The organism is Pseudomonas triticifolii (genome assembly GCF_014358015.1).
GTDB lineage: Bacteria > Pseudomonadota > Gammaproteobacteria > Pseudomonadales > Pseudomonadaceae > Aquipseudomonas > Aquipseudomonas triticifolii.
The window spans coordinates 64953-79510 of sequence record NZ_JACONV010000006.1; the positions used below are offsets into that span (position 1 = coordinate 64953).

Genomic DNA, 14558 nt, shown 5'->3' on the forward strand with positions numbered 1-14558 from the left:
CGCTGAAAGCGGTCAGACAAGGAGTGAATGACACTGTTAGTCTTGCTCAGGAACAGGCACATGCGCGCCTGCCATGACAGCAAGGGGCGCAATTGTAGAGAAGGGTCGTGGGCGGCGCAAGGCAATTGGTGATTATTTGAGCAGGGCACACAGCGCCCGAAGAATGTTCGGGCAAGGCGAGCGCCGGATGTGGGAGTGAGCCTGCTCACGAACTGGCCGCTACATCCGCCAGACATTCAGCGATTGAAACGCACTATTCGCAAGCACGCTCGCTCTCACACATCAGCCAGTGATTCAGCCTTTCTTGCCAGCCGGCTTGGCACTGCGCTGGCGCAACGCTTCGAACAGGCATACGCCGGTCGCAACCGAGACGTTAAGGCTGCTGACGCTACCCGCCATGGGCAGGCGTACCAGGTAGTCGCAGTGCTCACGGGTCAGGCGACGCATGCCCTTGCCTTCGGCACCCATGATGATGATCGTCGGCCCGGTCAGGTCCTGCTGATACAACTCCTGCTCAGCCTCGCCCGCCGTACCCACCACCCACAGACCGCGCTGCTGGAGTTTTTCCAGCGTGCGGGCCAGGTTGGTCACGGCCACCAACGGAATCACTTCCGCCGCACCGCATGCCACTTTTCGGACTGCTGGCGTCAGTGTTGCAGATTTGTCCTTGGGAACGATGACCGCCAGCGCACCCGCTGCATCCGCCGTACGCAGGCAGGCGCCCAGGTTATGCGGATCGGTCACGCCATCGAGCACCAGCAACAGAGGCGGGCCTTCAGTGCGATCAAGCAACTCGTCGAGCATCGCCTCACCCCAGACCTGGCTCGGACTCACATCCGCGACAACGCCCTGGTGCACACCCTCGACCCAGGCGTCCATTTCGCGACGCTCGGCCTGGCCGATAGTGACGCGATTCTCACCGGCCAACTCGACCAGTACTTGGACGCGAGGGTCGTTACGACCCTCCGCCAGCCAGATATGCTTGACCCGCTTCGGATGATGACGAAGCAACGCTTCCACGGCATGCACGCCGTAGATTTTTTCCAACTGACTCATGAATTAGCCTTGGGTTTACGAGCGCCGCCGCTTTTCGACGATGACGCGGAGCCCGTTTTCGACGAGCCACCTTTACGATGTTTACTGGTTTTGCCTGAGGAAGGTGCAGAGCCCGAAGCGGGCCTGTCAGACTTTCCCGACGATGCCTTGCTACCGCCCTTCGCTTCAGCCAGAAGGGCTTTTTTCATTTCACGACTTTTGCGCACTTCTGCGTTCTTCGCGGCCGCATCGCTCGGGCGATAAGCCTCGACCGGTGCTTCCTTGGAGGCGGCCGTACGGCGCCCGGACTTGGCCGGAGCCTTTTCTTTCTCGGCAGTCGTCGCAGGTGCTGCGGTCTCCTGACCACGGCGCTTGCGCCCGGGCGAGGACGTGCTCGCTGCAGACTGCTCGGAAATCTCGAAGTCGATCTTGCGCTCATCCAGATCGACGCGCATGACCTTCACCTCAACCGTGTCGCCCAGGCGGAAGTTACGGCCTGTGCGCTCGCCGGCAAGGCGGTGGTGCAACGGATCGAAGTGGTAGTAGTCGCCAGGCAATGCGGTGACATGCACCAGGCCTTCGACATAGATATCGGTCAGCTCGACGAACAGACCAAAACCGGTGACGGCAGTGATCACGCCCGGGAACGACTCGCCTACGCGGTCCTTCATGTACTCGCACTTGAGCCAGTTGACCACGTCACGCGTGGCTTCATCGGCACGGCGTTCACTCATCGAGCACTGCTCGCCCAACTGCTCCAGCAACGCTTCATCGTACGGATAGATGCGCGCTTTCGGAATGGTTGCCGCACCGGCACGCCGTACATGCGGTGTGTCCTGCTTGGAGCGGATCACGCTGCGGATCGCTCGGTGAGTCAGCAGGTCCGGATAACGACGGATCGGCGAGGTGAAGTGCGTATAGGCTTCGTAATTCAGGCCGAAGTGGCCGTTGTTGTCCGAGCTGTACACCGCCTGACTCAACGAACGCAGCATCACGGTCTGGATCAGGTGGTAGTCCGGGCGATCGCGAACGGTTTCAAGCAGCGCTTGATAATCCTTCGGCGTCGGCCCTTCCTTGCCCTTGTGCAACGACAGACCCAGCTCGCCCAAGAAGGCGCGAAGCTTTTCCAGACGTTCTGGCGGCGGACCATCGTGCACGCGATACAGCGCAGGGATCTCGTGCTTTTTCAGGAATTCAGCCGTGGCAACGTTGGCCGCCAGCATGCACTCCTCGATCAGCTTGTGAGCATCGTTACGTGTGGTCGGACGAATCTCGGCGATCTTGCGCTCGGAGCCGAAGATGATTCGGGTTTCCTGCGTTTCGAAATCGATGGCACCACGCACATGGCGTGCACCCAGCAGCACCTTGTACAAGGCATAAAGCTGCTTGAGGTGCGGCACCACATTGCCGTACTCGCCACGCAGGCTCTTGGCTTCAGCGGTTTTCGGCTGTTCCAGAATCGTGCTGACCTTGTTGTAGGTCAGGCGCGCATGGGAGTGGATGACGGCTTCGTAGAACACGTAGTCCGTCATCTCGCCAGTCTTGGAGATGGTCATCTCGCAGACCATGGCCAGACGATCGACATGCGGGTTCAGCGAGCACAGACCGTTGGACAGCTGCTCAGGCAGCATGGGCACGACGCGCTCGGGGAAATACACCGAGTTGCCACGCACCTGGGATTCGGCGTCCAGCGCCGAACCAATCTTCACATAGCTGGAGACGTCGGCAATCGCCACGTAGAGCTTCCAGCCGCCGGAGAACAGGCGCAGCTTGCCAGGTTTCGCTTCACAATAGACCGCATCGTCGAAGTCGCGGGCATCTTCGCCATCGATGGTCACGAACGGCAGATGACGCAGGTCGACGCGGTGTTCCTTGTCCTTGTCTTCGACTTCCGGCTTGAGCCTGGCCGCTTCCTTGAGCACGGCTTCAGGCCACACGTGAGGAATGTCGTAGGTGCGCAGCGCGACATCGATTTCCATGCCGGGCGCCATGTAGTTGCCCACCACTTCGACCACGTCGCCTTGCGGCTGGAAGCGTGGCGTTGGCCAGTGGGTGATCTTCACCTCGACGAACTGACCGATCTTCGCGCCATTGTTGCGACCGGGGGTGACCAGCACTTCCTGCTGAATCTTCGGGTTGTCCGGGATAACGAAGCCGATGCCGCTCTCTTCGTAGTAGCGACCCACAATGCTTTCGTGGCCACGAGAGATGACTTCGACGACCACGCCCTCACGACGTCCGCGACGATCCAGACCGGAAACACGTGCCAGCGCACGGTCGCCGTCGAATACCAGACGCATTTGCGCCGGGCTCATGAACAGGTCATCGGAACCGTCGTCGGGCACCAGAAAACCAAAGCCGTCACGGTGACCGGAAATACGACCGAGGATCAAGTCGAGCTTGTCCACTGGCGCATAAGTACCCCGGCGGGTATAGATCAGTTGAGCATCGCGCTCCATCGCGCGAAGGCGACGGCGCAGGGCCTCGAATTGATCCTCAGTGACCAGGCCGAACTCTTCGACCAGTTGCTCACGACTCGCTGGCGAGCCGCGCTCGGCGAGGTGCTGAAGGATCAGCTCACGGCTGGGAATGGGGTTTTCGTATTTTTCCGCTTCACGAGCGGCCTCGGGATCGAGGGACTGCCAATCGGCCATTAGATAGTTTTCACCTTGTATATATGTGGGTTAGTTTGGCATAGACCTTATGAAACGGGAAATTTCACGCTCAAACAGCCCACCGAAAAACGTCCTGGACTGCCCTGAAACACCTGATGCACACCGCTGGCGAATTATTTTAAGTTTTTTTCACCCTTGGGCTTTACAGCCCAAAAGGCGCTCCGTATAGTGCGCGCCATCGACAGGCTGATGCCTCAAGATACTGCCCAGATGGTGAAATTGGTAGACACGCCAGCTTCAGGTGCTGGTGACCGCAAGGTCGTGGAAGTTCGAGTCTTCTTCTGGGCACCAATTCAAGGCAATAGCCTACAACAGGTTGATGCCTCACAAGAACCCGCGAAAGCGGGTTTTTGCATTTCGGGGTTTTGATTATTAAATCAAAACAGGGGTTTACAGAATAAAACGATAGCCGTATAGTGCGCCCCATCAGCAACGCAGGCGTCGCTGATACTGCCCAGATGGTGAAATTGGTAGACACGCCAGCTTCAGGTGCTGGTGACCGCAAGGTCGTGGAAGTTCGAGTCTTCTTCTGGGCACCAATTCAAAAAAACCGAGCCAATGGCTCGGTTTTTTGCTTTCAGACGTGCACCATGCTGTCGATGAGCAAGCCACTTCTATAAAGAACACGCTCGACTTATGGTTTCAAGCCGAAGCCATAGGCTGCCTCCCCGCCTATTAATATGTCTTTCAGATATTTATCCGTGTCGTTATCAGGAAAGTAGCTCTTCCTGGTAAACAAACCACTATCACTCGCCCAGACCCGTCGATCCCACTGCTGCCCCGCAGGTGCAGCCGGGAAATCGACATCCAGCTTTCCACCACCTTCAGCGCGGAGTTTGCGCCAAGTTGCCAGATCCGGTATGACAAGACCTCTGCTGTCGGCAATTTTCTTACACTCTGTATAGGTATTGAAATTCAGGTACTCCAGCGCGGAGATACCCTGAACAACGACCGTCACAAACACAACCTGCCCATCGGAATCTCTCACCTGGACAAAGACAGATCCATTCTTCCTGGCCATCAACAGACCTGTCGAATCGACCTCGACGACAGATGGATCTCCCGACAGGAACGTGTACGGCCCCTTGCCGCCACTTACAAGCACTTGCTGACTCGAACCTGGCGGCACCGCAGCAGTACTGCCAGACTTCGGATACGCAGCTGTTAAAGAGACAGCTGAAAACGTAACACTCAAGGCGTTGCCTTGCGGCTTGATGACCACGCTCAGCACAGGAAAGTCTTCTGCATAAGTGTCATTAAAGTCGCCATCGAGTGTTACCTTTGCAAATACCTGCATCTGACTGCCTCCCGCCAATTTATCGAACTCCGCACGAGCGACAGTAATCGACAGATCCTTCTGCGCTTCGGCGTCAGTCAATAGTCTGGCCGTCCAGACGTTGATCTCCAGAAAACTACCATCCTTGGCAGTACCCTCAAGACGCAGCCACACTCTTTGCCCGGCAGCTATGAACGGCCACTTCTTGAGTGTAACCACGATGTCGGTTGTTATCGCGGTGAGATCCAGCAGATCTCCGGGCGCTTGCCCGATCACCGGCACAGGCAAGTCGTCCGCGCCCAGCATCTCGACCTCAATGATGGTGTCCTCAGACTCTATCGGCGAAGCCAGTCCATTACGCGTGACCTGATAGTAAACCCAGACCTCTGCCCCGGTATCGGCACCAATTGCAGAGGCAGGAATAGTGAACTCCAGCGACTCGCTTACGCTACTCACCGCCTGTTCCGCTATGACTGGCGTCCCGGGGCCGTCAGTACCGATCCAGAAGAGCTGAACCTTGTCACCGACGGCGATAGTAGGGTAAGGGCGAACAACGACCGTCGTGCCGTTTTGTACGGCAACCGGATCAAGTACCCACTCTAAAGACGCTGGAACCTCTGGAGCGGGAAGCAACACGCCAGCCAACTGAGGACCGACCGAGAATGATTCTTCCTGAGACCTGAACTTCTGAGTCTTGCCATCCAGCCCTTTTCGCTCTATGACGTAATAGACGGTCGCCCTCTTGTTGAGCGCTGCGTTGACGGTTGCAGCAGGTATGTTGAACACCAGATCCAGATTGACATTGGCAGCATCAACAGCTTGAGTGCCTAAAACGATGGGATCTCCACCGTCAGCCGACTGCCAATAGGCGGTAACGCTGTCGCCTTCCTGAGTCTCGACATAAGGCACGGTGAGTTTTGTACCGGAGTTCGCCAGAGCAGCATCCATCGCCCCATCTTTGACACCCTCTACCACAGCCCCAGCCAACACCCTGGAATCCGCAGCCTCCCGATCCTTCTGACTGCCTACAAAAAACTGATAGTCGGCAGAGCGAAAGCTGACTTTCCGTCCGTCAGGTAGAACACGCTCAAGCAGATAGAAAACAGTGACTATCTTGCCCCGGTTAAACTCGATGGTGCTGTCAAGATAGACGTCAAACGACATGTCTCCATCGACATTCTGCTGAGTCACGACGCCCTCATCGGTGAAAGTCGTCTGTTTTGAAGAATCACTCCAAAACAGCGTAACCTTGTCATTGACAAGGGTACCGGCCGATGGAACATGAACATTAATGGAGTCGGCAATGCCATCTGGATCCAGGCGATTGTCAACAACCTCGTTGATAAAGGGCGGCAAACTTGCAAGGCTTGGACCGACGTAAATAGTGCGCTTGGGTGAGGTGTACCAGATGCCGTCTCTGTAAACCTTGTAATAGATACTCATAACCCCATTTAGCAGCGGTTTGATATCGGTATCTGTCCAGGTGACTTTCAAAGGACGACGCTGCAGATTACTGGCGCTGATAGGCCTATCCTTGTCGGTAAAGTTAATAGACTTCTGGTTGGCGTCTACGCCCTCTCTGATGAGTTTGACGGTGTCGCCAAGTTTCATATCAGCATAATCAAGACTGACCGTCACAAAGTTGACCTTTACCTTGGTGCTGATATGATCGGGATCGATCGTATCATTCACAGCTTCAATCAACTCGGGCGGCGGAAGGTAAATGCCTCGAATCTCGATGAGAAGAGGTCTCGACGTACGAATTTTAGCAGACGTTGTCGCCCGAGCCGGCCTGACAACATACTCAAGCGTTGCTGTTTTACCCGCCAGTTTCTTTATAATATCCGACGGTACCGTAATGATCCGGACATCACCCTTCGTCACATTCCGCGCGTAGAAAGACTCACTCCAACTGACCGACGACCCCGCAGGCCCCTTGAAGTTTAGTTGAACATGCTCACCCGCCTTGAAATTGAAAAACCCGCTACTCGGCACTGCAGATACTTGAACACTGAGCCCACGCCCAGCCAAGTAAGACATATCCGATAACGATGGGGGCGATGACGGCTTATCAGGATAACCCAACTGAACATAATCAACTTTTTTAACAGCATCATACTTCTGCACCCCTCCAGCAATGATCGGAGCAGAAGGTGTTCCTAACAAAAAAGCCATATTCATTCCATCCATAGAATTGAATGCAAAAAGTCACACCGTGCGTTCGGACTGAGCACAGCGTAGAAGGCTTATCCAGCAGCATAAGCGCTTACATACTCTAGACGACCTACGACCACAGGCATGACTATCAGAAGTAACAGGTAGACATTCAGGAAAGATAAAATCTTTAACAAGGCCCCAGAGGCACTAAAAATGAAACGATCAAAATAAATGCGCCAGACCGACTTTCCATTGGCAGGCTTAAAGTATCTTTCTACGCATCCCACAGGCCAAGGCATAAGCCAAGGCCTTTTCACAACGACATTCGCGCCTTTAAGCCCTGAACTGCCCCAAACTAGCCTTCAATCGCGCCGACAATGTATCCAGCGTCCGGCCACTCGCCGTCGTCTCGACAACGGCCTGAGCCGCTTTTTCGGCCTGGGCATGAATCACCTCTACACGCCCTCTCACCGCCTGCGCACCCTGCGCCTGGTGCTCGGCGGCACGCGTGGCCAGCCCGATAGCCGCATGGACCTGCTCTACCGAGGTCTGCACCGTCTGTTGAAGTCGCGCACTGTCGCGCAGAACTGCCAGACCTTCCTTCGCCTGTCGCCCGGCCAGACCGATAGTCGCCACCGCCTCTTTGGCACCGGCCTGCAATTTGGTGATGTGCTCTTGAATATCGCCGGTCGAACTCTGGGTCTTGCTGGCCAGCGCGCGAACCTCATCGGCCACCACCGCAAAACCGCGCCCCGTCTCACCCGCTCGCGCAGCCTCAATGGCTGCGTTGAGCGCCAAAAGGTTGGTCTGCTCGGCAATACCATGAATGACTTCCAGCACCACCTCGATCTGCTGACTTTGCTGCGCCAGACGCTCGATCACTTGCGAGCCGGTTTCGACCTGGCCAGCCAAAGCCTCGATCAATCCGCCGACCTGATTTGAAGTGCGGGTATTCTCGTCGGTCGCCTGCTTGATATCGATGACCTGACGCAACGCCTCCTGCATGGCCTGACTTTCGGCCTGAGCCTCATCGGCCATTTGCGCCAACGCCTGCAGACTGGCGGCCACTTCGTCACGCTGCAAGGCCGCTGCGGCATCGGCACCTGCGTTTCTGCGGCTCATCGCACCAATTTCAACCCCGGTCAGTTGCGCCACATCTCCAGCCTCGCGAACAATCGGCTGAAGCTTGTCGATGAACCGGTTGACCGCTGCCGACATGTCGCCGATTTCGTCATTGCTGTCGAGTTTGACGCGACGCGTCAGATCACCCTCGCCCGCTGCCAGATCGTTGAGCGCCGCAATCAGCAGGTGCAGTTTGTTGACCACACGACGCCCGAGCACAACAGCCAGCAACAGCAACACCGCCAGACCGATCAGCGCCAGCCCCAGGCCGATGTTCCAGCGTAGGGTCTCAGCCGCTTCCTGGACAGCGGAGCGAGTGTTGCTGGCCATTGCCGTCGCGGCCGACTGCGCTGACTCCAGGCGAGTGCGCAACGCTGCCGAACTGTCCTTGGAAGCGCCTGCCAGGCTCTCGGAGACCAGTTGCTCGCCACTGGTGATCAAGGTCGCGAAACGCTTGTCCAGCGCAGCCAGGTTCTCTTCGACCGATGCAGTGGAAACGCCCATGCGTACCTTGCCGATTTCGACACCATTAGGACTGATGGAGGCTTCGACGTAGTAAACCGACGGGTCGTTTTTCGCGGCGTTAAGGATTTTGTCCATGGCCCGCTCGCCCTCACCTTTGGCGAGAAGCGCCTTGACCAGAGGATTGTCACGATTCATGTACCGCGTCAGGTGCTCGCCCGCCGCATCGTCATACACCACGAACAGCACGTTGGGATTGCGCTGGGCACGACGGGCAAACTCGGACAGCGTCGGCGTGTCGTTATCCCACATGGCGCGCGGCGCCACGGCGGCCAACAGTTCGGCCATGTCGGTAGCGGATTCCTTGAGGTCTTTTTCCAGCGTGGTACGCAGTTGCGCCTGCTCGTCTTTCAGCCGTGTGGACAGGCCGCCACTGAGTCTCTGACGCGTACTGGCCGAGAGCGCCTCCAGACTGGATGTCACCTCGCTACTCGCGCGCTCCAGTTCGGACGATACATGTTGCGAATCTACCCCCAGCCGATTGGCAAGATCCGCTTCAAGCGCGGCGATCGTGCTCCGGGTGAGCGCAACCGCGACCACCACCTGCACCAAAAGGGCAATGCCCAGCGCAATAAAGACTGGGCGCAACAAACGACTTCGTAACAGAGATAAGACAGCCGACACAGGAGAATCCCTCCACCTTGAGCGCCATTAAAATAGTGGCACTAATTTGTCGTTTGTATAGCAAGCGCCGTGCCGTGATGCAATTCACATTTTGTTTGCCATGCAGTACCGGACGCGCAGACCCTCCCCTACAACGAAGCGGACAAAAAAAAGGCCGCACATGGCGGCCCTTCTTTTTTGCAGCTAGCGAGGTATCACGCGAACGGGTGACGCAGAACGATGGTTTCGTTACGGTCAGGACCCGTCGAGATGATGTCGATAGGTGCGCCTACCAGCTCTTCGACACGCTTGATGTAAGCGCGCGCGTTGGCTGGCAGCTCTTCCAGCGTGCGGGCACCCAGGGTGGATTCGGTCCAGCCTGGCATCTGCTCGTAGACCGGCTCAAGGCCGATGTAGCTGTCAGCGTCGGTCGGGGCTTCGATCACCGCGCCGTTTTCGTTCTTGTAACCTACACAGATGTTGATGGTTTCAAGACCGTCGAGCACGTCCAGCTTGGTCAGGCAAAGGCCCGAAATGCTGTTGATTTCGATAGCGCGACGCAGGATGACGGCGTCGAACCAGCCGCAACGACGCGCACGGCCGGTGGTTGCACCGAACTCATGGCCGCGCTTGGCCAGAAACGCACCGACATCATCGAACAGCTCGGTCGGAAACGGACCGGAACCGACGCGAGTGGTGTAAGCCTTGGTGATGCCCAGGATGTAATCCAGGTACATCGGACCGAAACCCGACCCCGTGGCGATGCCGCCAGCGGTGGTATTGGAGCTGGTGACGTACGGATAGGTACCATGGTCGATGTCCAGCAACGAACCCTGGGCACCTTCGAACATGATGTCCTTGCCGTCGCGACGCATGCCATGCAGTTCGGCGGTCACATCGAGCATCAGCGGCTTGAGCAGCTCAGCGTATTCCATGCACTCGTCGAGCGTCTTCTGGAAGTCGATGGCAGGCTCTTTGTAGTAATTGACCAGTACGAAGTTGTGGTAATCCAGCAACTCGCCCAGCTTGGACGCGAAACGCTCACGGTGAAACAGGTCACCGATGCGCAGACCGCGACGTGCAACCTTGTCTTCGTAAGCCGGGCCGATGCCGCGACCGGTGGTGCCGATCTTGAACTCGCCACGCGCCTTTTCACGCGCCTGGTCCAGCGCAACGTGATACGACAGGATCAATGGGCAGGAAGGGCTGATGCGCAGACGCTCGCGCACCGGAATGCCTTTCTCTTCCAGCTTGATGATTTCGCGCAGCAATGCGTCGGGAGCAACCACGACACCGTTGCCGATCAGGCACTGCACGCCTTCGCGCAGTACACCGGACGGAATCAGGTGCAATACGGTCTTTTCACCGTCGATCACCAGGGTGTGACCCGCGTTGTGGCCACCCTGATAACGAACTACGGCGGCAGCATGTTCGGTCAGCAGATCAACGATCTTGCCTTTGCCCTCATCACCCCATTGGGTGCCCAGGACTACGACATTCTTACCCATAACACTCGTCCTCATTCACGCAAACTTGGTGCCGGCAGCGGCCGGCAGGAATACTCAATAAGCCAGCGGCATGACCTGCCATTGCTCGCCATGCTGAATCAATTGCCGGTCACAGTCGGCTTCACGCGCGGCGCTCACCTGCTGCCCAGGCAAGGCCTGAACCACACGCTGACCTTCGCTGCGCAACTGGCACACCTGCTGCCAGAGTGCCGCATCCGTACTGTCCGGCACCCAGATACCGCCGGACGGTAATACGATTTCTGCCTGACCCAGGGTGACCAGGGTTTTCAGGTCAGTGGAAAAGCCAGTCGCCGGACGGGCACGACCAAAGTCGGCACCGATGTCGTCATAACGACCGCCCTGAGCAATCGACTGCCCGACACCCGGCACGAACACCGCGAACACAACACCGGTATGGTAGTGATAGCCGCGCAGCTCGCCGAGGTCGAAGTACAGTGGCAACTGCGGGAATCGCGCAGCAAGGCGATCAGCAATGCTCACCAGATCGTCCAGCGCAGCCAGCACCGGCGCAGGCGCGCCAGCCAGACGGTCACGGGCCGCGGCCAGCACGTCGTGACCACCGCACAGGTCCACCAGCGCACGCAGCATCGAAGCCAGTTCCTGCGGCAGATTGGCCGTCAGGGCGACCACTTCGTCGATGGCCTTGCGCTGCAGTGCGTCGAACAACTGTTGCTCGACTTCGCCTGACAGGCCAGCGGCACGCGCAAGCCCACGGTAGATACCGACATGCCCAAGGTCCATGTGCACATCCGGTACATCGGCCAGTTGCAGCATGGCGAGCATCAGACTGATGACTTCAACGTCACTGCTCGGGCTTGCATCACCATACAACTCGGCACCGAGCTGAATCGGGCTGCGCGAGGAAGACAGCGCACGCGGCTGGGCATGCAGCACACTGCCTGCGTAGCACAGACGGCTTGGACCTTCACGCTTGAGGGTGTGCGCATCAATGCGCGCAACCTGCGGCGTGATGTCGGCGCGGAAGCCCATCTGCCGACCCGATTGCGGATCGATGACCTTGAAGGTGCGCAGATCCAGATCAGAGCCTGCGCCCGTCAGCAGAGACTCCAGGTACTCGATATGCGGGGTGACGACGAACTCATAGCCCCAGCTCTGGAACAGATCCAACACCTGACGGCGCGCTACTTCAATGCGCGCCGCTTCTGGTGGCAGTACTTCTTCGATGCCATCTGGTAGCAGCCAGCGGTCAACCGTTGCCATTACGCCATTCCCCTGTGATCCGGGCGGCCAGCCTTTAGGCCAGCCTTGAGTGAAGCAGAAAGTGGTGCGCTGTACGACGGGCACGACAAACGCCCGAGACAGGCCTTGCAGACCACTTTCCTCGAAAAATCTTGCCGCTCGCCCTGCAGGCTGCGACCAATCAATCGTGCAGACGCAAAAAAGCCGGGAATTTCCCGGCTGCCGCATGATACACACGTTTTACCGTACGATCACCCCACCGGGCGGTTTTGCCGCCCGGCGGATGATTTATTACAGCCAGGTATTACGGCTTGGCTTTTTCCAGATAGCGGAAGAACTCGCTATTGGGGTCAAGCACCAGCATGTCGCTCTTGCTCGCGAAGCTTTCACGGTAAGCACGCAGGCTGCGATAGAACGCGTAGAACTCCTGATCCTGACCATAAGCCTTGGAGTAGATCGCGGCGGCCTGTGCATCACCGTCACCGCGCGCCTCTTCAGACTCACGATAAGCTTCGGCCAACAGCACACGACGCTGACGATCGGCGTCGGCACGAATACCCTCGGCCAGTTCGTTACCCTTGGCACGGTGTTCACGGGCTTCACGCTCACGCTCGGTGCTCATGCGCTCGAACACGCTGCGGTTCACTTCCTTGGGCAGGTCGATGGCCTTGACGCGAACGTCGACCACTTCGATACCCAATTCCTTTTCAGCCATGCGGTTCAGCGAGCCGGTGATATCGGCCATCAGTGCGTCCCGCTCACCCGACACGACTTCGTGCAGGGTGCGCTTGCCGAACTGGTCACGCAGACCCGATTCCAGACGACGCGAGAGGCGCTCGTCGGCAATCTGCTTCAGACCGGAAGTCGCCGTGTAGAAACGCTCGGCATCCTTCACGCGCCATTTGGCATAAGCGTCGACCATCACCGCCTTCTTCTCGAGCGTCAGAAAACGCTGAGTCGGGGCATCAAGGGTCAGCAGACGGCCATCGAACTTGCGCACCTGGTTGACGTAAGGAACCTTCACATGAAGGCCCGGCTGCACATCGGCCTGCACCACACGACCGAATTGCAGCAGGACTGCACGCTCGGTCTGGGACACGATGTAGAAGCTGTTCCAGGCAACGACTGCCAGTACCACACCAACAATTAGGGTGATCAGCGATTTATTGCTCATCAGCGACTCTCCCTGGTACGTACATCGCGCTGAGTATCCGCCGCTCGCACGCCAGCATCAGTTCCGGTCGAAGATGAATTAACGGAGCCCGGCGCATTGCCGGTACCGCTGCGACTGTTTTCCATCATCTTGTCGAGTGGCAGATACAACAGGTTGTTCTGACCCTTGTCGCCGGTCACGAGCACCTTGCTGGTATTGCTGAAGACTTCCTGCATGGTGTCCAGGTACAGACGCTGGCGGGTCACTTCAGGTGCCTTGCGGTATTCGGCAACCAGCTTGGTAAAGCGGTCAGCTTCACCCTTGGCGCGGGAAACCACTTCGTCACGGTAACCATTGGCGTCTTCAAGAATACGCTGAGCCTGACCACGGGCTTCCGGGATCACGCCATTGGCGTAGCTTTCAGCCTGGTTGCGTGCACGCTGCTCGTCTTCACGGGCGCGGATCACGTCATCGAAGGCTTCCTGCACTTCACGCGGCGCAGCCGCACTCTGTACGTTCACCTGAGTGACGGTGATACCTGTGCGATAGGTATCGAGGAACCGTTGCAGACGCTCCTTGATCTCGCTCGCCATCAGCTCACGGCCTTCGGTCAGCACCTGGTCCATCGCCGTGGAACCCACGACATGGCGCAGCGCACTTTCGGTGGCATGCTGCAGGCTGATTTCAGGCTGATCGACGTTCAGGACGAAATCCTGAAGGTTGCTGATCTTGTATTGCACGGTCAGCGGCACTTCGACGATGTTCTCGTCTTCGGTGAGCATCTGGCCCTGCTTGCTGTAGGCACGCTCGCGCGTCACGTTTTCCATGTACTTGCGATCGAACGGCGGGAAATAGATGTTCAGGCCCGGGCCCACGGTTTCGTGGTACTGACCGAAACGCAGCACGACAGCCTGCTCCTGCTCATCAACGACATAGATCGCGCTGTAGAGCCAGAAAGCGACGAGCACCACCAGACCAATGCCGAGCAAGCCGAAGCCGCCGCCTTTGCCTGGGCTGCCACCACTGCCATCACCACTGCGTTTCTTACCGCCGCCGAACAACCCATTCAGGCTCTCCTGCAGCTTACGGAAGGCCTCGTCGAGATCAGGTGGTCCCTTGCGGTCGCCACCACGGCGTTTGCCACCCCAGGGATCTTGATTATTCGAGTTGCCACCCGGCTCATTCCAAGCCATAGCGCTCTCCATCTGATAAAGCAAAGGCGCACCTTCGGCGCGCCGCCCCATGCTACAGAATGCCCGAGAAACCCGTACAACGGCTTTCTCGTG

The 14558-nt window shown here is 57.8% G+C and carries 8 protein-coding genes and 2 tRNA genes; 2 read left to right on the forward strand and 8 right to left on the reverse strand.

Annotation, left to right across the window (positions count from 1 at the left end; genetic code table 11):
- Positions 1-294: 294 nt before the first annotated feature.
- Together rlmB and rnr are read right to left on the reverse strand one after the other, a co-directional pair.
- A complete protein-coding gene (gene rlmB, locus H8S56_RS11500; protein WP_024694071.1) occupies positions 295-1056 on the reverse strand; it encodes a 23S rRNA (guanosine(2251)-2'-O)-methyltransferase RlmB in 762 nt (253 codons plus the stop codon).
- Positions 1053-3689, reverse strand: a complete 2637-nt coding sequence (gene rnr / locus H8S56_RS11505; protein ID WP_024685848.1) for a ribonuclease R — start codon at positions 3687-3689, stop codon at positions 1053-1055. The genes rlmB and rnr overlap by 4 nt, the downstream gene beginning before the upstream one ends.
- Positions 3690-3914: 225 nt before the next feature.
- On the opposite strand from rnr, the gene H8S56_RS11510 reads away from it, so the two are divergent.
- Both H8S56_RS11510 and H8S56_RS11515 read left to right on the forward strand, forming a co-directional pair.
- Positions 3915-4001 (forward strand) — tRNA-Leu (locus H8S56_RS11510).
- 161 nt (positions 4002-4162) lie between these two features.
- Positions 4163-4249, forward strand: a tRNA-Leu gene (locus H8S56_RS11515).
- A gap of 95 nt (positions 4250-4344) precedes the next feature.
- Here the strand turns inward: H8S56_RS11515 and H8S56_RS11520 are convergent.
- From H8S56_RS11520 to hflK, 6 genes are all read right to left on the reverse strand, one after another.
- Complete coding sequence (locus H8S56_RS11520) at positions 4345-7161, reverse strand: hypothetical protein (protein ID WP_235986776.1); 2817 nt, start codon at positions 7159-7161, stop codon at positions 4345-4347.
- A gap of 315 nt (positions 7162-7476) precedes the next feature.
- The gene (locus H8S56_RS11525; RefSeq protein WP_187518706.1) at positions 7477-9411 is read right to left on the reverse strand and encodes a methyl-accepting chemotaxis protein; all 1935 of its coding nucleotides are present in this window, start codon (positions 9409-9411) and stop codon (positions 7477-7479) included.
- A gap of 194 nt (positions 9412-9605) precedes the next feature.
- Positions 9606-10898 carry an adenylosuccinate synthase gene (locus tag H8S56_RS11530; protein WP_024687517.1) on the reverse strand — a complete coding sequence of 431 codons (1293 nt, stop codon included), beginning with the start codon at positions 10896-10898 and terminating at the stop codon, positions 9606-9608.
- A gap of 54 nt (positions 10899-10952) precedes the next feature.
- Complete coding sequence (locus H8S56_RS11535; RefSeq protein WP_024687518.1) at positions 10953-12140, reverse strand: ATP phosphoribosyltransferase regulatory subunit; 1188 nt, start codon at positions 12138-12140, stop codon at positions 10953-10955.
- 283 nt (positions 12141-12423) lie between these two features.
- Positions 12424-13293, reverse strand: a complete 870-nt coding sequence (gene hflC / locus H8S56_RS11540) for a protease modulator HflC (protein WP_024687519.1) — start codon at positions 13291-13293, stop codon at positions 12424-12426.
- Positions 13293-14465, reverse strand: a complete 1173-nt coding sequence (gene hflK / locus H8S56_RS11545; RefSeq protein ID WP_024687520.1) for an FtsH protease activity modulator HflK — start codon at positions 14463-14465, stop codon at positions 13293-13295. Before hflK ends, hflC begins: the two co-directional genes overlap by 1 nt.
- Positions 14466-14558: the final 93 nt, after the last annotated feature.